General features: G+C 72.8%; 15 protein-coding genes. 8 read left to right on the top strand and 7 right to left on the bottom strand.

The window, feature by feature from the left end; genetic code table 11:
- Positions 1-83: 83 nt before the first annotated feature.
- Positions 84-1,403 carry an MFS transporter gene (locus ABZ707_RS09785; protein ID WP_360170606.1) on the top strand — a complete coding sequence of 440 codons (1,320 nt, stop codon included), beginning with the start codon at positions 84-86 and terminating at the stop codon, positions 1,401-1,403.
- A gap of 70 nt (positions 1,404-1,473) precedes the next feature.
- Here the strand turns inward: ABZ707_RS09785 and ABZ707_RS09780 are convergent, their stop codons facing one another.
- On the bottom strand, positions 1,474-2,622 hold the full coding sequence (locus ABZ707_RS09780; protein WP_360170603.1) for an NAD(P)/FAD-dependent oxidoreductase: 1,149 nt from the start codon (positions 2,620-2,622) through the stop codon (positions 1,474-1,476).
- Between the two features lie 103 nt (positions 2,623-2,725).
- Between ABZ707_RS09780 and ABZ707_RS09775 the strand changes: the two genes are divergently transcribed.
- Positions 2,726-3,361: a GNAT family protein gene (locus ABZ707_RS09775; protein ID WP_360170600.1), complete on the top strand. Its 636-nt coding sequence runs from the start codon at positions 2,726-2,728 to the stop codon at positions 3,359-3,361.
- A gap of 39 nt (positions 3,362-3,400) precedes the next feature.
- Here the strand turns inward: ABZ707_RS09775 and ABZ707_RS09770 are convergent, their stop codons facing one another.
- Together ABZ707_RS09770 and ABZ707_RS09765 are read right to left on the bottom strand one after the other, a co-directional pair.
- On the bottom strand, positions 3,401-4,144 hold the full coding sequence (locus ABZ707_RS09770; RefSeq protein WP_360170597.1) for a pyridoxal 5'-phosphate synthase: 744 nt from the start codon (positions 4,142-4,144) through the stop codon (positions 3,401-3,403).
- 276 nt (positions 4,145-4,420) lie between these two features.
- On the bottom strand, positions 4,421-5,068 hold the full coding sequence (locus tag ABZ707_RS09765; RefSeq protein ID WP_360170594.1) for a TetR family transcriptional regulator: 648 nt from the start codon (positions 5,066-5,068) through the stop codon (positions 4,421-4,423).
- 472 nt (positions 5,069-5,540) lie between these two features.
- Here ABZ707_RS09765 and ABZ707_RS09760 point away from each other — a divergent pair, with 472 nt between their 5' ends.
- Both ABZ707_RS09760 and ABZ707_RS09755 read left to right on the top strand, forming a co-directional pair.
- Positions 5,541-6,410, top strand: a complete 870-nt coding sequence (locus ABZ707_RS09760) for a VOC family protein (RefSeq protein WP_360170591.1) — start codon at positions 5,541-5,543, stop codon at positions 6,408-6,410.
- Between the two features lie 138 nt (positions 6,411-6,548).
- Positions 6,549-8,957, top strand: coding sequence for a PQQ-binding-like beta-propeller repeat protein (locus tag ABZ707_RS09755; RefSeq protein WP_360170588.1), 2,409 nt, complete (start codon positions 6,549-6,551; stop codon positions 8,955-8,957).
- A 43-nt stretch (positions 8,958-9,000) separates the two neighbouring features.
- Here ABZ707_RS09755 and ABZ707_RS09750 read toward each other — a convergent pair whose 3' ends face one another.
- Complete coding sequence (locus tag ABZ707_RS09750) at positions 9,001-9,804, bottom strand: hypothetical protein (RefSeq protein ID WP_360170585.1); 804 nt, start codon at positions 9,802-9,804, stop codon at positions 9,001-9,003.
- 186 nt (positions 9,805-9,990) lie between these two features.
- Between ABZ707_RS09750 and ABZ707_RS09745 the strand changes: the two genes are divergently transcribed.
- Positions 9,991-10,524: a hypothetical protein gene (locus ABZ707_RS09745; RefSeq protein ID WP_360170582.1), complete on the top strand. Its 534-nt coding sequence runs from the start codon at positions 9,991-9,993 to the stop codon at positions 10,522-10,524.
- A gap of 212 nt (positions 10,525-10,736) precedes the next feature.
- Here the strand turns inward: ABZ707_RS09745 and ABZ707_RS09740 are convergent, their stop codons facing one another.
- The 3 genes from ABZ707_RS09740 to ABZ707_RS09730 all read right to left on the bottom strand — a co-directional run bounded on the left by ABZ707_RS09740 (position 10,737) and on the right by ABZ707_RS09730 (position 14,899).
- Positions 10,737-10,901, bottom strand: coding sequence for a sigma-like protein (locus tag ABZ707_RS09740; RefSeq protein ID WP_360170579.1), 165 nt, complete (start codon positions 10,899-10,901; stop codon positions 10,737-10,739).
- Positions 10,902-11,109: 208 nt separating this feature from the next.
- The gene (locus tag ABZ707_RS09735; RefSeq protein WP_360170576.1) at positions 11,110-14,061 is read right to left on the bottom strand and encodes a BTAD domain-containing putative transcriptional regulator; all 2,952 of its coding nucleotides are present in this window, start codon (positions 14,059-14,061) and stop codon (positions 11,110-11,112) included.
- Positions 14,062-14,218: 157 nt separating this feature from the next.
- Positions 14,219-14,899 (bottom strand): TetR family transcriptional regulator, encoded by a 681-nt coding sequence (locus ABZ707_RS09730; protein ID WP_360170573.1) that lies wholly within the window; start codon positions 14,897-14,899, stop codon positions 14,219-14,221.
- A 140-nt stretch (positions 14,900-15,039) separates the two neighbouring features.
- Here ABZ707_RS09730 and ABZ707_RS09725 point away from each other — a divergent pair, with 140 nt between their 5' ends.
- The 3 genes from ABZ707_RS09725 to ABZ707_RS09715 all read left to right on the top strand — a co-directional run bounded on the left by ABZ707_RS09725 (position 15,040) and on the right by ABZ707_RS09715 (position 20,178).
- Complete coding sequence (locus ABZ707_RS09725; RefSeq protein ID WP_360170570.1) at positions 15,040-16,467, top strand: MFS transporter; 1,428 nt, start codon at positions 15,040-15,042, stop codon at positions 16,465-16,467.
- 168 nt (positions 16,468-16,635) lie between these two features.
- A complete protein-coding gene (locus ABZ707_RS09720; RefSeq protein WP_360170567.1) occupies positions 16,636-17,463 on the top strand; it encodes an LLM class F420-dependent oxidoreductase in 828 nt (275 codons plus the stop codon).
- Positions 17,464-17,568: 105 nt separating this feature from the next.
- Positions 17,569-20,178 carry a bifunctional FO biosynthesis protein CofGH gene (locus ABZ707_RS09715; protein WP_360170564.1) on the top strand — a complete coding sequence of 870 codons (2,610 nt, stop codon included), beginning with the start codon at positions 17,569-17,571 and terminating at the stop codon, positions 20,176-20,178.
- Positions 20,179-20,187: the final 9 nt, after the last annotated feature.

Below are 20,187 nucleotides of genomic sequence, written 5' to 3'. Positions count from 1 at the left end.
GGGCGCCGGGCGCCGTCCCGGCGTGGCCCGATCCTGGCGAACGCTGGCCTCCGGGCCACTCGTGGGAGCTGTCCCCTCCGCCGATGCTGTCTGACGTGACCCAGACAACCGACATCCCCGCAGAGGCCACCTCGGCTCCCGCTCCGCCCCGGCGTCCACGCCTTCACCGGGCGTGGTTCGTGGCCGCTGTCACCTTTGTGACGATCATCGGCGCGGCGGCCTTCGCCTCGCTGCCCGGCCTTCTCATTGAGCCGCTGCACACGGAGTTTGACTGGTCGCGCGGCACGATCGGCTTCGCGGTCTCGGTGAATCTGGCGCTGTACGGCGTGACGGCGCCGTTCGCCGCGGCGCTGATGGACCGCTTCGGCATCCGCCGGGTGGTCGCCGCCGCGCTCACCGTCATCGCGGCCGGGTCCGTGCTGACGGTATGGATGACCGCGCCCTGGCAACTGGTGCTCTACTGGGGCGTCCTGGTCGGCCTCGGCAGCGGCTCGATGGCGCTCGCTTTCGCCGCGACGGTGACGAACCGCTGGTTTGTGGCGCGGCGCGGCCTGGTCACCGGTGTTCTCACGGCGGCGGGCGCCTCCGGTCAGCTCGTCTTCCTGCCGCTGCTGTCCTGGCTGGTCGAGAACCACGGCTGGCGCCCGGCCGCGGTCACCGTCTCGCTGGCCGCGCTCGCGGTGGTCCCGTTCGTCTGGCTGCTGCTGCGCGACCACCCGGCGGACGTGGGCCTGCCGGCGTACGGCGCCGAGGAGTTCACCGCCAAGCCGGCGCCGGTGACCGGAGCCGCGCGGCGCGCGGTCACCGTGCTCGTGTCGGCCGCCCGGACAGGGCCGTTCTGGCTGCTGGCCGGCGCCTTCGCGATCTGCGGTGCCTCGACGAACGGCCTGGTCAAGACGCACTTCGTACCGGCCGCGCACGACCACGGCATGCCGGTCACCGCCGCCGCCTCGCTGCTCGCGGTGATCGGTGTCTTCGATGTGGTCGGCACGATCGCCTCCGGCTGGTTCACCGACCGCTTCGACGCGCGCCGCCTGCTGGCGGTCTACTACGCGCTGCGCGGCGTCTCGTTGCTCTTCCTGCCGATGCTGCTGGCGCCGTCCGTGCACCCGCCGATGATCTTCTTCATCATCTTCTACGGTCTGGACTGGGTCGCCACCGTCCCGCCGACGATCGCCCTGTGCCGGGAGCACTACGGCGCGGACAGCGCGATCGTCTTCGGCTGGGTCCTCGCCTCCCACCAGGTCGGCGCGGCGATCATCGCGTTCGCCGGAGGAGTGGCCCGGGATGTCTTCGGCTCGTACGACGTGGTCTGGTACGCCGCGGGCGCGCTGTGCGCGGCGGCGGCCCTGATGTCGCTGGTGATCGGACTCAAGCCGGCGGCGGTACCGGTGGCCGGATGAGGACGCGCGGCCGCGGTGGCCGGCGCCGTCCCGGTCGCCGGGCGGCCGGTCACCGCGGCCGGGCGCGGCCTCAGCGGGCCAGTGCCCTGGCGATCCTGCGGGCGTCGATCGCCATCTCGCGGAGCATGCCGCTGATCGGATTGGTGAAGCCGGTGAAGTAGAGGCCGGGGGCCTGCTTCGGGGTGCGGCGGCCGTGGACCAGCGGGCGGCCCCGGTCGTCCAGCACACCGAGCCCGTCCAACAGGCCCTCCAGCGCGCGCTCGTAGCCGGTCGCCGCGATGACCGCCTCCGGCGTGATCCGCGTGCCGTCGGCCAGGACGACCTTGTCCTCCTCGAAGGACTCGACCGCCGCCACCGGCTCGACCCGGCCGGTGCGCACCGCCTTGATCAGCCCCACGTCCTGGACCGGGATCGCGCCCTCGCGCACCCGTGAGTACAGGCCGGTGCCGGGGCGCGGCAGCCCCTTGGCCGACAGGTCGGGGACGGTGATCCGGCTCAGCAGCGCGGCCGCTCTGTCGACGAGCCAGGCCGGCAGCCGGCGGACCAGGACGGCGGTGGACTGGGTGGGCCAGCCCGCCGTGGAACGGCGCACGATGTGCGGTGCGGTACGGATCGCCAGGCGCACCCGCGCCGCGCCGCCCTCGGCGAGGTCGACGGCGATCTCCGCGCCCGTGTTGCCGGCCCCGACGACCAGGACGTCCTTCCCGGCGTACGGCCCGGCCTCGCGGTACTCGGCCGCGTGCAGCAGCTCGCCGCCGTACGACTCCCGGCCGGGCCAGTCGGGCACCCGGGGGGTGTGGTTGTAGCCGGTGGCCACGACGACCGCGCGGCCGGTCAGCTCCCGGCCGCCGGTCGCGCGCAGCAGCCAGCCGGAGTCGTCGGGGGCGCGTTCGATCCCGGTGACCTCGACCCCGGTCACGATCTCCAGCTCGTGGTGGGCGGCGTAGGTCTCCAGATAGCGGACCACCTGGTCGCGGGCCACCCACCGTCCGGCGGACCGGGGGATTCTGAGTCCGGGCAGGGACGACCCGCGGCGGGTGGTGTGGAGCCGCAGCCGGTCGTAGTGGCGGCGCCAGGAGGCGCCGACGGCGTCGGACTTCTCCAGCACGACGGCCCGCACGCCCCGTCCCCGCAGCGCGGCGGCGACGGCGAGCCCACCCGGGCCACCGCCGATGACATACACGGGGCGGTCGTTGGTGAGATTGAAGTCGTCGGGCATGAAGGCTGAGCCTAACCGGCCCATGAATTGTTGGGTCTCGGTCAAGGCCGGAATCGGTTGCGAATCGATCACATGCTCGGCGGGAGGATGTTGAAATAGGAGAGTGAGCGATTTCTCCGGCACCCGCCTTCCCGATCCCGCCGATGTGATCGGCTTCGGACTCCGTCTGCGTGCCTGGCGCGGGGGCGACGAGTCCGCGCTGTTGCGCGGCCTGTCCGACCCCGAGTTCAAGCGCTGGAACGCCCCCTTGGTCGACGTCAGTACCGAAGCCGAAGCGGCGCTGCAGATCACGCAGCGCGCCGAGGGCTGGCGGAAGGGCACGATGGCGCACTTCTGCATCACCGAGGACACCGGTGACGGGACGGAGGGGCCGGTCCTCGGAAGTGTGGGCCTGGGCGTGCTCGACCTGCGGCTGCGCACCGGCCGCGTGGGGTACTGGGTGCTTCCGGAGGCGCGCGGCCGCGGTGTCGCCGGCCGCGCGCTGGAGCTGTGCAGCCGCTGGTCGTTCGAGGAAGCGGGCCTGCACCGGATCGAGTTGGGACACGCGCTGACCCACAGTGCCTCCTGCCGGATCGCCGAACGCTGCGGCTACCGCTACGAAGGGACGCTGCGCGGCGCGATGTTCGAGGCCGTGAGCCGGGACGCCTTCCGGGACTCCCATCTCCACGCGCGGCTCGCGGCCGATCCGTGGCCCGTCCAGGACCTGTCGGCCGTCGGTGACGGCGTGCGGTCCTCGTAGGAGGTCCGGCGGGGCCCGGCGCCGGTCACGGAAGACGGCCTACGGCCAGAGCAACTCCCGTACCCAGGCGTCCCCTTCGCGCCGGTAGCGCAGCCGGACATGGCGCCGGCCGGCGTCGCCCTGGAAGAACTCCACCTCGGCCGGTTCGAGGACATAAGCCGTCCATGACGCCGCCTCGGCGGTGGGCTCGCGCTCGGCCCGCCGCCACGCGGCCCGGCTCGCCCGCGCCAGCTCGTCCGGCGAGTCCAGTACCTCGCTCTGCCGTCCGACCAGCGCCGAGGCCAGCGCGCCTGTGGAGCGGGCGTGCAGATCCGCGCTGCTCTCCTCGGCGCCGGCCGTCAGCACCCGGCCCCGGAGCCGTACGGCACGCCCCTGCGCCGCCCAGTAGAAACCGAGCGCGGCCGCCGGGCGGCCGGCGAGCTGCCGGCCCTTGCGGCTGGTCGAGTGGGAGGCGAAGTGCCAGCCGCGTGCGTCGGCGTCGTGCAGCATCAGGATCCGTACGTCCGGCAGGCCCCGCTCGTCGGCGGTGGCGAGGGTCATCGTCTGCGGCTCCGGCTGCCCGGCCGCCACGGCCTCGGCGAACCACTGGTGGAAGAGCGGCAGCGGCTCGTCCGGAGCGGCGGCCGTGTCGAAGGCGGGCAGCTCGGTGTCCCAGACGCGCTGGGCGTGCAGCAGCGCGCGGAAGGCGTCCTGCCCGCTGTCCGGCCGGGGGCCCGGGCCGTCCGGCGCGTGGGGGGAGTCATGGGCGTCCGGGCCGTTCCGGCCGTCGTGCTCGTCTGTCATACGGCCATTCAACCGGCCGCGGGCCCTGCGGCCGGCGGGAAACCCCCGTGCGTGGGGCCGCACGCGGTCTTGTTGCCCGTCCGGGGGAGCGGCGCTCGGAGCGTTGGGGGATTCGGCGCTGCGGCTGCGGCCGAACGGGGGCGGCGGGGCCGGGCCGGGGGGACCCGGGAGACGGGAGCGCCGGCGGGGATCAGCCGTATGATCCGCCGTCGGCGTGACAGGACGAAGAGGCACGCCCGACCGTGCCCGCCGGCGGTCTCGCCGGCTCGCTCGGTGTTACCTGGCGGGCTTCTTCCCGGTGACACCGAGGTGGACCAGCAGCGCGAGAGTCGGTTTCAGCTCCGCCTGCTTCACGCCCCAGCCCTGGAAGCTCTTCTGGTGCGAGGCCACCGAGGAGAGCATCACGACCAGTGAACCGGCCAGCGCCGCCGGGCTGACATCCTTGTCGACACGGCCCTTGGACTGGAGCTCCTTCACGGCGTCCGTAAGGGAGTTGGTGACAGAGTTAAGGATCTTCAGACGGATCTTGTTGAACCGTTTGTCGCCCTCCGCGGCGCCCAGGTCGACCACCCGGAGGATCGCGTCGTGCCTGCGCCAGAAGTCGAGGAATCCCTCGACGAGCTCCTCCGAGGTGCCCCAGGCGGCCTTGCCGACCCAGGAACGCCCGGAGACGAGCCCGGTCAACTCGGTGCCTTCCCTTGCCATTTCATCGGCGAGTTCGAGGACGGCGCCCTCGACATCGGGGAAGTACTGGTAGAAGGTCGCGGGTGAAGTGCCCGCCTTCCGAGCCACGTCGATGACTTTGACGTCCCGGTACGGCGAGGAGCTGAGCATCTCGCCGAGACAGTCGAGCAGCTTCTGCCGCGTCGCCTGTCCGCGCCGACCAGCCACGCGGCCGTCGACGGTGCGCACTTGTCCTGTCATGCCGTCAGCTTACCGAGGGGTGATCCGAGCGCGATTTGGCCGAGTGCAAATGGGGAACCGGCCGCCGCGCGCCGGGTGCGGCGGCGGGCCTGTGGACGAGCGCCGCGCCCCAGGCCAGGCCCAAGGCCAGGACCAAGCGCTGTCCCGTCGTCCCCGGCGGGCCCGCGACGACGGCTGCGGCACCTCGCCGCGTTGCCGGAACGCCCCTATATGTCCAGTATGAGGACACCCCTCCGCCGTGCGGCGCACGCATCCGGCGCCGCTCGCTGATCCACCGCGGATGACGGGGCGGCCCTTAGTGTTATCAACAGCCTGTGGACAACTTCGGTGGACAAGTAGAGGCGACGTGGTGCGCAATCCGTAAGTAATTGGGCAATTGTTCTATTTCTTCCCTCGCGTCCCCGGTCAGGGCCGGTTGAAGGGGCCGTGACGGGCGTCATATGCGGGCGTCATATACGGAAGGATCCGGGCCATGGCCGCATTCGCGGAAGGCACACCCTGCTGGGTGGATGTGTCACTGCCCGATCTCGCGGCGGGCAGGCGATTCTACGGAGAGCTGTTCGGCTGGACTTTCGGCGGTGACAGCGTCGGGGCCTACGGCCGCTGCACCGAGGCGTTCAGCGACGGACAGCGGGTGGCCGGCCTGGTCGCCAAGCGGGACGGCCGCATGCCCACCGTCTGGGGCGTCTACTTTGCCACCGCCGACGCCGTCGCGCTCAGCAGGAGGATCACGGACGCGGGCGGCCGGCTCGTCCGGGAGCCGATGGCGGTCGGACGGTCCGGGGTGACGGCGCTGGCGGCGGACCCGGCGGGCGCGGTCTTCGGTATCTGGCAGGGCGGCGAGGACACCGGCTTCGAGAAAAGGGGCCTGCCGGGATCTTTCTGCTGGACAGAGGTCTATACGAGGGACAAGGAGCGCGTCGACCCCTTCTACGAGAGCGTCTTCGGCTTCCGGGGGACCGACGTGCCCGACGACTCCGTCGACTTCCGTCTGTGGTCCCCGGCCGGCACGGAGCCGGGCCCGGACAGCGCCGTCGGCGGGCGCAGCGTGATCACGGACGCCTTTCCGGTGGAGATGCCGGGCCACTTCCTCAGCTATTTCTCCGTCGCCGACTGCGACCGGACGGCGGCGGCCGTGGTCCGGCTGGGCGGCCGGATCACCGCCACGCCCTTCGACATCGCATACGGGCGGATGGCGGTGGTCGTGGACAACCAGGGCGCGTCCTTCGCCGTACTGGCCGAGCCGAAGAGCGGGTCGCACACGGTTTCTGAGCCACTGTCGGAGTCCTGGTCCGCGGAGCTTCCGGAGCAGCGGCCCACCCCCGGGCCGGAGAAGCGCTGACGGCGGGGCGCGTGAGGTGTCCGGATCGGGACGAGACACCCCGATCCGCCCCCGGGTTCGCAACCGCTGCCCCAGACAGGAAGAATCAGGGGGCACGGGGCCGTACCTTTGGGGCCCTCACGGGGAGGTGGCAGGCAAGTGGAGCAGCTTACGCAGCACGATCCGAGGCGTATCGGTCCCTTCGAGGTGCTGGGACGACTCGGAGCAGGCGGCATGGGGCTGGTCTATCTCGCGCGCTCGACGTCGGGCCGCCGGGTGGCGATCAAGACCGTACGAACGGAGCTTGCCGAGGACCAGTTGTTCCGGGTCCGCTTCACGCGTGAGGTGGAGGCCGCCCGCGCGGTCAGCGGTTTCTACACGGCGGCCGTGGTGGACGCGGACCCGCGGGCCGCGGTGCCCTGGCTGGCCACGGCGTATGTGCCCGCGCCCTCACTGGAGGAGATAGTGAGTGAGTGCGGCCCGATGCCGGCCCAGGCGGTGCGCTGGCTGGCCGCCGGGATCGCGGAGGCACTCCAGTCCATCCACGGCGCCAGCCTGGTCCACCGTGACATGAAGCCGTCCAATGTCCTGGTGGTGGAGGACGGGCCCCGGGTCATCGACTTCGGTATCGCCTCCGGGGTCTCCAACACCCGGCTGACGATGACCAATGTCGCGGTGGGCACGCCCGCGTACATGTCGCCCGAGCAGGCGCGGGACTCGCGCAGTGTGACGGGCGCCAGCGATGTCTTCTCGCTCGGTTCGACCCTTGTCTTCGCCGCGACCGGCCACGCCCCGTACCACGGCGCGAACCCCGTCGAGACGGTCTTCATGCTGCTGCGTGAGGGGCCCGACCTGGAGGGGCTGCCGGAGGAGCTGAGGCCGCTCATCGAGTCCTGTATGCAGCTCGACGCCGCGCGGCGGCCCACGCCCGCCGACCTCCAGGCGCAGTTGGCGCCGCATCTCTTCGCGTCGGGCAGCGACGACAGCGGTACGGCGTCGGCCTGGCTGCCGGACAGCGCCACGGCGATGATCGAGCGGCGCCGGGCCGGCGGGCGGGTCGCTCCGCCCGCTCCCGTACGCCCGCCGGAGCCCGTGGCCGCCGTACCGCCGCCGCCCGCGCACGCTCCCGACTGGGACGCCGCCTGGCAGCCCGACGGCGGCCCGCGCGCCGCAGGCCGGGCCGGGACACCGGTCGCCCCGGCTCCGGCGGCTCCGGTCGCGCCGCCCGGCGGCCCGGTCCGGCTGTCCGGCTCGCCGGTCCCGATCGGTCCGGGCCCGCGTGCCGGGGACGGCCGGGGCACCGTCGCCGCCGAGGCCGGGCCCGCCACCGGCTGGATCCGCCCGCCCGCCGGGCTGCTCGGCGGGGAGCCGGCCACCGCCGCTGCACCGGCCGTGCCGTCGCCGGCCGCGCCTCCCGAGGGGCCGGCCGAACCGGCGCGCTGGCGGCCCTGGCGGTTCCGGATGTCCAACGACGTCTGGGGCACCCCGGTCGTCGACGGCGATCTGCTCTATGTCACCTCCTTCGAGGTGCACGCGCTGGACGTGGCCAGCGGGCGCCGCCAGTTCAAGACACGGGACGTGGCATGGTCGATGGCCGTCGCCGACGGCCGTATCCACGCCTCAGACGGGCCGACGCTGTACGCGCTCGACGGCGCGGACGGCAGCGAGCGCTGGCGGCTCCAGACCGACGCCTGGGTCTACTCCCTCAAGGTCGGCACGGGCACGGTCGTCACCGGTACGCGCGGTGGCGGCGTCCAGGCGTGGCACGCGGCGAGCGGCGAGAAGCTGTGGGACACGGCCGGGGCCCAGACGGACTTCGAGACGCCGGAGGCCGGGCCCGAGATCTTCGACGGCATGGTGTACGTGTGGAAGGACGCCCGGCTGCTGGCGCTGGACGCGCGCACGGGCGCCGAGCGCTGGTCCTATCCCATCGGCGACGCCGCCTCCTGCGGCGGGGTGCCCGTACGGGTGCGGCCCGCGTCCGACGGCAATCTGTATGTCTCGGCCGGCACCCGGGTGCTGTCCGTCGACATCGCGTCGGGCCGGGTGCGCTGGCACTTCGAGGCACCGGCGGTCTTCCTCTCGCCGCCGGCCTTCGCCCCGGGACCGGCCGTGACGGGCGGCGGGGTCTATCTCGCCGACTACCTCGGCACGGTCTACGCCCTGGACGCCGCCACCGGCAAGGACCGCTGGCGCATCGCGACGGAGTCCCGGCAGTCGATCGAACCGGTCCTCGTCGCCGACGGCAATGTCCATGTCGGCAGCGGCAGCGCGCTCTACACGCTGGACGCGGTGACGGGCACGCCCAAGTGGCGCTTCGCGGCGGGCGGTGAGGTCATCGGCGCACCGGTCGTCGCCGACGGCCGGCTGCACTTCGGCTCGGCCGACCATGTGCTGTACACGCTGGACGCGAGCGGTGGCCAGTTGCGCTGGAAGCTGGCGACGGGCGGGGAGATCACGGGGTCGCCGGTGGCGCGCCGGGGTGTGGTGTACGCGTGCAGCAAGGACCGCTGCGTCTACGCGCTGGACGCGGTCAAGGGCACGGCGACGGGCCGCGGGTCGAGATAGCCGGTCCTGACGGTCCGCGCCGGACACCGGCCGCGGCGGGCTGTCAGTGGCGCGGGGTCTCGTCGGGGGGCGGGGGGCCGTTCTCCCACGGCGGGCCGGTGTCCCAGGACCGGGTGTCGTCCTCCGCCGGATACCCGAGGGACCCGGGATAGCCGGCGGACCCGGGGGTCTCGGGCGGCTCGGAAGTCCCGGGCGGAGCGCCCGGAGAGCCGTACCGCCGGGGGCCGGGCCTCCCGGGTCCGTACCGGGGATCCTCGTGCCGCGGCTCCTCGTAGTGACCGGAGCCGTGCCGGCTGCTGTCGAAGTCACCGGACCCGTGCGGGTCGCTGCCGTACCGGTCGGGCTCGTGGGGTGCCCAGTCCTCCCGGTCCTCCCGGTCCTGCGGGTGCGGGACCTCCGGGGCAGCCGCGCGGTCCCGGGTGCGCCGCCGGCGGTGGTGCCGTCCGCTCATCACCAGCGCGCCCAGCAGGAGCAGGATCCCGCCGCCCAGGGCGCCCGCGACGCCGATGCCGAGCCCGGTGCCGCTGCCGTCGACGGTGAGACCGCCCGCGGCCTGTCCCTGGCGCACCATCCACAGGACCGTGAAGGCCAGGACGATCAGCCCGGCCAGGGTCACCAGTGACCGGGAGCGCAGTACCAGCCCGGCCGACGTGACCAGGGCCGCGACCGCGAAGGGCAGCAGGAGCGAGGCGAACAGCGCGGCGCCGCCGCCGGAGATGCCGGTGAAGAGATCGCCGACGCGGTAGTCACGGCCCTGCCGGCCGTCGAACCAGGCGTAGAAGGGGCTCAGCACGGCTGCCGCCGCTCCGGCGAGAGCCAGGACCGAACCGATGATGTTGCGGATCACCTCCGGCCTCCTTGACCGCGTGACAAGGCTGTGCGCGTTCCGCTTGGCTGCCGACGCTACGCCGGGTGACCGAGCCCCGCCACGCGGCCGCGGGGGTCTTCCCGGCCCTTGTTAGGGTCTCGGCGTTTGGCAGGTGCATGGACGGCCGGTCCCTGTGCCTTCGTGACAACGGGGAGGGGCTCGGCCTTGCTGCGCCGACGTCTGAAGTTCGCGGCCGTACTGGTCGCGGTGGTGATGGCCCTGACGGGATTCTCGTCGTCGAGGGGAGGCAGGGGCGGGTCGGGCGGCGACGGCGGCGGCTGTTCGAGCTCGGAGAAGAGCAACGGCTCGTACGGGAACTCGGGCCACCACGGCTCCGGTGACGACGCGGACGACGACGACTACGGCTCGTCGGGCGGTTCGTACAGCGATGCTCCGACACCGACACCGACAGCGACCTCCGGTGTCCGTGCCGAGGTGATCACCTGTGTACGTCCGGCGAAGGGCAAGCGGAGGGCCGTCACCTACGCGGCCGTGCGGCTGGAGGTGGCAGCCGGGGTGCCGGGGGCCTATGAGGTCGAGGTGACCTTTATGGACGCGGCGGGCGCGATCGCCGATTCCGGTGCCACGGAAGTGACCCTGGAGGCCGGCGAGACCAGGACGGTCCGGGTCGCGATGGACAGCCCGCAGAAGGTGGCGCGGGTGCGGACGTGCGAGGCGACGGCGTCACTCGCCGGCTGACCGCTCCGGGCGCCGGTGGCACGCCGTGACGGCCGGGGGCGGTAAGGCCGTACGGCCGGTAAGGGGGACGAGCAGGGGGGCCGGGCGATGCGCCCGGCCCCCCGTGTGCCGGGCGCTCTCCGACCCGCCCCGGCGGTCATGTGCGGCGGCCGCGACGGCTCCCCCTCCGCGCCGCCGCGGCCGCCCCCCGTGAGGGAAAGGTCTGTCGCTGATCAGGTGCCGGGCTTGAAGGGCTCCGATGTGGCGTGCTGGTCCAGCGTGCCGATCTCGCCGCCGGTCGCATGCTGGTCCTGCGTCGTGAGCGCGGCGTCCTCCGTACCGGTGGCGTGCTGGTCCTGCGGCTTGAGGACCGGGTCCTTCTTCTTGGCGTCGCCCATGATCGTCTACTCCCGTTGATGGCTCTTGTGCTGACTCCGGCGAGCCCGCCCGGCTGTTCCCCCGTTGACTGCCGGGCGGGCGTACCAGGGCCGCTTACCTTAGCGTCGCGGCCATATCATCGGTCCGTTTGCCCCCCGACGCGACGGATCGACATGTGTGACCATGCCGGGTGGTGATAAACGAACGATGAACGGCCTGACGGGGGCCCTACGCGGCGGCCAGGGGCGTCAGCAGCGCCCGCACCTCGTTCGCCTCGGGCGATCCCAGAGCGTCGTATATGGCGAGGGCGTCGCGCCAGCACACCTGGGCGCGGCCGGTCTGTCCGATGCCGTTGAGCGCGCGCCCGAGGACGGTCAGTACGTTGCCCCGGCGCCATTCGCCGCCGATGTCACGCAGCATGGTCAGCGCCATCTCCGCGCTGGACGCGGCCTGCGCCATCTTGCGGGCGGAGACATCGACCTCGGCGAGACGGAAGAGCGTCATGCCCTCCCACAGTCTCTGCCGGCTGTCCCGGAACACCTCCAGGGCCTCGTGCAGCCGGTCCGTCGCCTCGGCGAGCTGGCCGCCCTGGGCGAGGGCCAGGCCCAGGGCGTAGCGGCCGTTCGCACCGCGCAGCGTGTGGCCCATGCTGTCGTAGATGTCGATCCCCTGCTGCGAGAGGGCGACGGCGCTGTCCGTGCGTCCCGTGGCCAGCCGGATGCGGGAGAGGTTGCACAGCGCGCTCGCCTCTCCCGGCCGGTCCCCGTCGCGGCGGAAGTTCTCGATGGCCGTGGTCAGATGCCGTTCGCCGTCCGCGTGCCGGTTCTGGTAGAGCGCGATGATGCCGCGGACGTTCGGTGCCCAGCAGCTCGGCGGCAGATCGCGGGTCGCCTCGGCGAGCCGCATGGCCTGTTCGGCTTCGCGGTCGGCCTGGTCGAAGCGGCCCGCGACGCTGTGGACATTGGCCAGGGTCATCAGGGCGCGTCCTTCCGCCCAGCGGTCGCCGCGCTCGCGTGCGGAGTCCAGTACGGCCGCCGCCGTCGCCTCGTACTCCTTGGAGTTGGCCCCCGACTCGCCCAGGTCCAGCGCCGCCCACAGCAGGTCCACCGACCGGCGCAGGGTGTCCGCGCCGGAGGACTGGCGGACGCACGCCAGCAGGCAGTTGGCCTCGGCGTAGAGCCAGTCCTGGGCGTCGTGCCGGTCGGTGAAGGGCAGGCCCTCGTACGCCGTCGGCTCCAGGTGTTCCACCAGGCGGTCTCCCGGCCGCTCCAGCGCGTAGGCCCGCGCGGCCGTCGCCAGGTAGAAGTCCAGCAGCCGGGACAGCGCCGACGCGCGCTCTCCGGGGGGCTGTTCGTCCCGTTCCGCGCAGGCGCGCGCGTAGAGGCGGACCAGGTCGTGGTAGCGGTAGCGGCCCGGGGCGGCGGATTCCACCAGGGACGTGTCGACCAGCGATTCCAGCAGGTCCTCGGTGTCCTGCCGCGGCAGGTCCAGGACGGCGGCCGCCGCGGCCAGCGAGATGTCGGGGCCGTCGGCCAGGCCCAGCAGGCGGAACGCGCGGGCCTGCGGCGGTTCCAGCGCGCCGTAACCCAGCTCGAAGGTGGCCTTGACGGCGAGGTCGCCCGCCTGGAGTTCGTCCAGCCGGCGCCGCTCGTCCGCCAGCTTGGCCGCCAGCACCGAGACCGTCCAGGTGCGGCGGGACGCGAGCCGGGAGGCGGCGATACGGATGGCCAGCGGCAGGAAACCGCAGGCCGCGACGACATCCAGGGCCGCCTTGCGCTCCGAGGTGACGCGCTCCTCGCCGACGATACGGGTGAAGAGCTGGAGGGCCTCCTCCGGCGACATCACATCGAGGTCGACAAGATGGGCTCCGGCGAGATCGACCATCCGGGACCGGCTGGTGACAAGCGCCGCGCAGCCGGGCGTGCCGGGCAGCAGCGGACGGATCTGCGCGGCGTCGCGCGCGTTGTCCAGCAGGACGAGGATCCGCCGGCCGTCGAGCGCGGAGCGGTAGAGCGCGGAGCGTTCGTCCAGGGAGTCGGGGATCGCGGTGTCTGGTGTGCCCAGGGCCCGCAGGAAGGTGCCGAGCACGGTCTCCGGTTCCGCCGCCCGCGCGCCCGCGCCCTGGAGGTCCACATACAACTGGCCGTCGGGGAAGTGCGGCCGCGCGGCGTGCGCGACATGCACCGCCAGCGTCGTCTTGCCGACGCCGCCGATGCCCGCGAGCGCGGAGACCGCCATCACGGATCCCTCGGCGGCGGCGAGCCGGTCGCCCAGCTCCCGTACGAAGGGGACGCGGCCGGTGAAGTCGGGCACGGTCGCGGGGAGTTGCGCGGGCCGGGTGAGGGCCTGGACCGGGGCCGCCTCCTCCACCGGCCGTGCCAGCTCCGCGTCCGCCCGCAGGATGCGCTGCTGGAGCCCGGCCAGCTCGGGACGCGGGTCGACGCCCAGTTCGTCGGCGAGCAGCCGCCGGGTGTCCGCGTACACGGCGAGCGCCTCCGCCTGCCGGCCGCTGCGGTAGAGCGCCAGCATCAGGAGTTCGCGCAGCCGCTCGCGCAGCGGCTGCGCGGCGGTCAGGGCGGTCAGTTCGGAGACGGCCTCGGCGTGGCAGCCCAGCTCCAGGTCCAGATCGAGCCGGGTCTCGGTGAGCTGGAGGCGCCACTCCTCCAGCCGGGCGCGCTGCGTCTCGGCGTAGGGCCCGGGGACGGACGCCAGCGGCTCGCCGTCCCACAGGTTCAGCGACTTGTTGATCAGGGCGCGGGCCTGGGCGCGGTGGCCCGCCGAGCGTGCCTTCTCGGCGTCGGCGGTCAGTTCCCGCGCCACGTTCAGATCGAGCGCGTCCTGCCGGGTCCGCAGGGCGTAGCCGCCGGACTCGCTGACGAGTACGCCGGAGCCGAGCACCTTGCGGAGCCGGGAGGCGTAGGTCCGTACGGCGGCGAGCGCCTGCGACGGCGGTTCGTCGCCCCAGAGCGCGTCGATGAGCTGACCCGCGGTGGCCGTGCGGCCGTCGCGCAGCAGCAGTGCGGCCAGCAGCGCGCGTTGCTGCGGTGACCCGGATGCCAGCGCCTGCCCGCCGCGCCAGGCGCGTACGGGTCCGAGCACGCTGAAGCGCAGTTCGCCGGTGTCACTCGGCACGGCCGGAGCCCGCTGCTCCGGTACGCGCGGCCCGCCGTCACGGTCCATAGCTCCCCCTGCCCCCGCTACTGCCGGTATCGCCGTCGACAGTCTGCCTTGTCGGGGGCGGGCGCGTCAGCAGTGAGTGACGGTCTGCACAAGCCCTCAACAGGATGGCGGGACGATTCGCCTGAAGGGCTGTCAACAAGGTCCGGGCGCGGACGGGTCAGCCGCCGGTGGCGGCGCGGTCCGCGGTGGCCGGCCCGGACCGGATACCGGCGACGATCATCGCGGTGCCGCGCGCGTAGTACACGTCGTCGCTCGCGCAGGAGGCGAGCGCGTCCGCCGCCGCCACGACATGGGGGTAGCGCCGGGGCGGCAGGGCGGCGAGCGCGGCCCGCTTGGCCCGGACCGTGCCGTCCCGGGTCTCCGGGTCGGGGCCGTCGCCCCTGCCGGGTTCGGTGATGACGAGGGTGACGAGGGAGCAGAGCGCCTGACTGCCCGTCTCGGCGGCCTGGTCCACCGGGAAGCCGCCCTCGGCGAGCAGGCTGAGGGTCCGTTCGGCGAGGGCGAGGCCGGGCTCCGAGGTGAGGACCCTGTTCAGCACGAGTCCCGCCACCGCCGGGTGCGGGCGCAGCGCCGCGAGGAACGCGTCGAACACGTCCCGCGTCTGCTCGTGCCACGGCCGGTGATCGGGCTCCGGCAGTGCCACCTGGGCGAGGAGCCGTTCGGCGAGCGCGTCGAAGATCTCTTCCTTGTCCCGGAAGTGCCGGTAGAGGGCCATCGGGGTCACGCCGTGGTGCTGGGCGACCCGGCGTGTGGTGACCGCGTCGAGCCCTTCGGCGTCGGCGAGATCCAGTGCCGTGGAGACCAGGGTCTCCCTGTTCAGTCGCGCCTTCACGGCCATTGAGGTGCCCTTTCCTGCCCGGGACTGCCTGAGTATACATTGCAGACAACCAATGTTTACGGCGTATGCTTACGCTGCATACTGGTGCCCGGGCGACTGCCCGCAGGCATGCATCCGTCCCGCTCTCAATGAGGTAGCTCATGCGACGCAGCCCCTGGGCCACGCTGGCCGTACTGGCCTTCGCCCAGTTCATCGTGGTGCTCGACGTGACGATTGTGAACGTCGCGCTTCCCGACATACAGTCCGATCTCGGCTTCTCGGCCGAGAACCTCCCGTGGGTCATCAGCGCCTACACCCTGCTCTTCGGCGGCTTCCTGCTGCTGGGCGGCCGGGCGGCCGATCTGCTCGGCTCCCGGCGGGTGTTCGTCGCGGGCCTCGCGCTCTTCGGCGTGACCTCGCTGGTCGCCGGGGTGGCGACATCTCCGGGGATCCTGATCGCGGCCCGCGCCGTGCAGGGGCTCGGTGGGGCCATGCTGTCCCCGGCGGCCCTGTCGATCCTGACCGTCACCTTCCCGCACGGCCGGGAGCGCAATATCGCCATGGGCGTGTGGGGCGGCCTCGCCGGGCTGGGCGGCACCCTCGGTGTGGTCGTGGGCGGGCTGCTCGTCGACTCCCTCGACTGGCGCTGGGTGTTCTTCGTGAACGTGCCCGTCGTCGCCCTGCTCGTCGTGATCACCCCGGCCGTCGTCCGGCACCTCCCCGGTGTCGCCGCCGGGGAGCGCGACTTCGACGCGGCCGGAGCGGCGCTCGGCACCACCGGACTGCTCGCCGTGGTCTACGGAGTCGTCAGGGCCGAGCCGGTGGGCTGGGGTTCCTTCGAGGTCGTCGGCTTCCTGGCAGCCGGGGTCGTCCTGCTGACGGCTTTTCTGGCCGTGGAGGCGCGCTCCAAGGCGCCGCTCGTCCCGCTGCGGCTGTTCCGCTCCCGCGCGCTGTCCACCGCGAGCACCGCTCTCGGTCTCAACGGCGCCGCGTTCCTCAGCATGTTCTTCATGACGTCCCTCTATCTCCAGCAGGTGCGGGGCGACTCCGCGCTGGAGGCGGGCGTGCACTTCCTGCCCATGGGGGTCGCGGCCATCGCCGCCGCCGTCGCCACCACGGGGCTCGTCCACCGCTTCGGCACCCGGCCGGTCCAGCTCGGCGGCGCGCTCTTCGGCGTGGCCGGGCTGGCGCTGCTGAGGGGAGCGGACGCGCACGGCGGCTACGCGACCGAACTGCTGCCCGGCCTGATCCTCTTCGGTGTCGGCGTCATCGGCCTGGGCGTCCCGGCCCAGATCGCCGCCGTCGTCGATGTCGAGCACCACGAGGCGGGCGCCGCCTCCGGAGTGGTGACGGCCTTCAACCAGGTGGGCGGCGCGCTCGGCCTCGCCGTGGTCACCACGCTCGCGCTGTCCCACTCCAGCGCCGCGCTGGCGGCCGGCGCCTCCCAGGAACAGGCGCTCGTCGACGGCTTCCACCGGGGCCTGCTCATCGCCGCGCTCTTCACCGCGGCCAATGTGGTGGTGACGCTCGCCTCGCCGCGCCTCTCGCCGGACGAGAAGCAGATCGCCGAGGCGGCGGCCGCCGCCTGACCCGCGGCGCGAGCGGCCCCGGTGCGCGGGGTCTTCGGGGTCCTGCGCGGTCCTCCGGGTTCTTCGCGGTCGTGTGGTGTCCGGGACAGGGAACCGGGACATGGAACAAGGTGCGGCCCACGCCTGCGCCGGGCCGCCCACCCCATGTGCCGACGGAGGGCCCCACCCATGCGGATCGCGACCACGATCTTTCTCACCGACGAGACGATCACGCCCGTGCGCCTCGCGCGCGAGCTGGAGCAGCGCGGCTTCGCCGGTCTGTATCTGCCCGAGCACACCCATATCCCGGTGGAGCGGGTGACGCCCTATCCCGCGGGCGGTGAACTGCCGCGCGAGTACAGCCGTACGCTCGATCCCTTCGTGGCCCTCGGCCAGGCCGCGGCGGTGACCGAACGGCTGGCGCTCGGGACGGGCATCACCCTTGTCGCCCAGCACGACCCGATCGGTCTCGCCAAGCAGGCCGCGACGCTGGACCACCTCTCCGGCGGGCGCTTCACCCTCGGGGTCGGCTTCGGCTGGAACAAGGAGGAGGCCGCGGACCACGGAGTGGAGTGGAGCACCCGCCGCGAGCTGATCCGGGACCGGATGGCGCTGATGCGGGCGCTGTGGGCGGCCGAGCCGACCGCGCACAAGGGCGAGTTCGGGTCGGTCCGGGCCAGCCACGCGTACCCCAAGCCGGTACGCGGCACCCCGCGCGTCCTGGTCGGCGGCGCGGCGGGACCGAACCTCTTCTCGCACATCACCGAGTACGCCGACGGCTGGCTGCCGATCGGCGGCCGGGGCCTCGCGGAGTCGGCGCCGGCGCTGCGCGCGGCCTGGGAGCGGGCGGGTCGGGACCCGGGATCCCTCCAGATCGTGCCGTACGCGGTGCGGCCGAGCGCGGACAAGCTGGCCCACTACGAGGAGCTGGGCATCGAGGAGGTCGTGCTGCACCTGCCGCCGGCCGGCGAGAGCGAGGTGCTGCGGGCGCTGGACGAGTTCGCTCGCTATCTGTGAACCCCGGCAAACCGCCTGTGACCTGCGTCTCCAGGCCATGAGGGGGCCCGTCAGCCCCGGCCCCGGCGACGCGATCGTACGTATCCTCAAAGGATGACGACGCGCGTGACTGAGGATCCCGGGGCCGGACGACCGGCCCGACCCACCGCCAATGCCCTGCGACGCGCCCTCAAACGCGCGCGGGACGGAGTCGCGCTGGATGTCGCGGAAGCCGCGGTGCTGCTCCAGGCGCGCGGAGACGATCTCACCGACCTGGCCGCCTCCGCCGCGCATGTGCGGGACGCGGGGCTGGCGGCGGCCGGGCGGCCGGGGGTCATCACGTACTCCCGCAAGGTTTTCATCCCGCTGACCCGGCTGTGCCGGGACAAGTGCCACTACTGCACCTTCGTCACCGTCCCCGGCAAGCTGCGCAAGGCCGGACACGGCATGTTCCTGTCGCCTGACGAGGTCCTGGAGATCGCCCGCCAGGGCGCCGAACTGGGCTGCAAGGAAGCGCTGTTCACCCTGGGCGACCGGCCGGAGGACCGGTGGCCCGAGGCCCGGGAGTGGCTGGAGGCGGAGGGCTACGACGACACCCTCGCCTACGTCAGGGCCATGGCGATCCGGGTGCTGGAGGAGACGGGGCTGCTGCCCCACCTCAACCCCGGCGTCCTGTCCTGGACCGACCTCCAGCGGCTCAAGCCCGTCGCGCCGAGCATGGGCATGATGCTGGAGACCACCGCGACCAGGCTCTGGTCCGAGCCCGGCGGTCCGCACTACGGCTCTCCGGACAAGGAGCCCGCCGTACGGCTGCGGGTGCTGGAGGACGCGGGCCGCTCCAACGTCCCGTTCACCACCGGGGTGCTGATCGGTATCGGGGAGTCCTACGAGGAGCGCGCGGACTCGCTCTTCGAGCTGCGCAGGACGGCGCGGGCCTACCACGGCATCCAGGAAGTCATCGTCCAGAACTTCCGCGCCAAGCCGGACACCGCGATGCGCGGCATGCCGGACGCCGAGCTGGAAGAGCTGGCGGCGGCCATCGCCGTGGCCCGGCACATCCTCGGCCCTTCCGCCCGTATCCAGGCCCCGCCCAATCTGGTGGACGCCGAATACGCCCTGCTCATCGGCGCGGGCATCGACGACTGGGGCGGTGTCTCGCCGCTGACGCCCGACCATGTCAACCCCGAACGGCCCTGGCCGCACATCGACGAACTGGCCGCGAAGACCGCCGAGTCCGGTTTCGAGCTGCGCGAACGGCTCACGATCTACCCGGAGTTCATCCAGCGCGGCGAGCCCTGGCTCGACCCGCGGCTGATGCCGCACGTCAGGGCGCTGGCCGACCCGGCGACCGGGCTGGCCCGCACCGATGTGAAACCGGCCGGTCTGCCCTGGCAGGAGCCGGACGAGGGCTTCACCGCCACCGGCCGCACGGATCTGCACCGCACCATCGACACCGAGGGCCGCACGGCCGACCGCCGTGACGACTTCGACGAGGTGTACGGCGACTGGGAGGCGCTGCGCGAGGCCGCGGCGCCCGGCATGGCCCCGGAACGCATCGACACGGACGTACGGACGGCGCTGAGGCAGGCCGCCGACGATCCGACGAAGCTCACCGACGCCGAAGCCCTCGCCCTGCTCCACGCGGAAGGACCGGCGCTCGACGCACTGACCCGGATCGCCGACGAACTGCGCCGGGACGTGGTCGGTGACGAGGTCACCTACGTCGTCACCCGCAACATCAACTTCACCAATGTCTGCTACACCGGCTGCCGTTTCTGCGCCTTCGCCCAGCGGCGCACCGACGCCGACGCCTACACCCTCTCCCTCGACCAGGTCGCGGACCGGGCGCGGCAGGCGTGGGACGTCGGCGCCGTCGAGGTGTGCATGCAGGGCGGAATCCACCCGGACCTGCCGGGCACCGCGTACTTCGACATCGCGCGCGCCGTGAAGGAACGCGTCCCTGACATGCATGTCCACGCCTTCTCCCCGATGGAGGTCGTCAACGGCGCCTCGCGCACCGGCCTCTCCATCCGCGAGTGGCTGACGGCCGCCAAGGAAGCCGGGCTCGACTCGATCCCGGGCACGGCGGCGGAGATCCTCGACGACGAGGTGCGCTGGATCCTCACCAAGGGCAAGCTGCCGACGGCGACCTGGATCGAGGTCGTGAAGACCGCCCACGAACTGGGCATCCGGTCGAGTTCCACGATGATGTACGGCCATGTCGACCAGCCGCGCCACTGGCTCGGCCACTTCCGTACGCTCGCGCGGATCCAGCAGGAGACCGGCGGTTTCACCGAGTTCGTGACACTGCCCTTCATCCACACCAACGCACCGGTCTATCTGGCCGGCATCGCCCGGCCGGGCCCGACGGACCGGGAGAACCGGGCGGTGATGGCGATGGCGAGGCTGCTGCTCCATCCGCACATCACCAATATCCAGACGAGCTGGGTGAAGCTGGGTACGGAGGGCGCCGCGGAGATGCTCCGCTCCGGCGCCAACGACCTGGGCGGCACGCTGATGGAGGAGACCATCTCCCGGATGGCCGGCTCCAGTTACGGCTCGTACCGCTCGGTCAAGGACCTGATCGCGATCGCGGACCTGGCGGGCCGCCCGGCGAAGCCGCGCACGACGCTGTACGGGGAGGTCCCGGAGGAGCGCGTACGGGCGGCCGAGGCGTCCGACGGCCACCTCCCCGAACTGCTGCCCCTGCTGCCGGCCGCGGGCACGGGCGGCTGAGAAGGGGCG

This window comes from Streptomyces sp. NPDC006923, from assembly GCF_040635655.1.
In the GTDB taxonomy this organism is placed as follows: Bacteria; Actinomycetota; Actinomycetes; order Streptomycetales; family Streptomycetaceae; genus Streptomyces.
The sequence above is the reverse complement of the archived record's forward strand: the minus strand, read 5'-3'. Positions and strand labels throughout refer to the sequence as shown.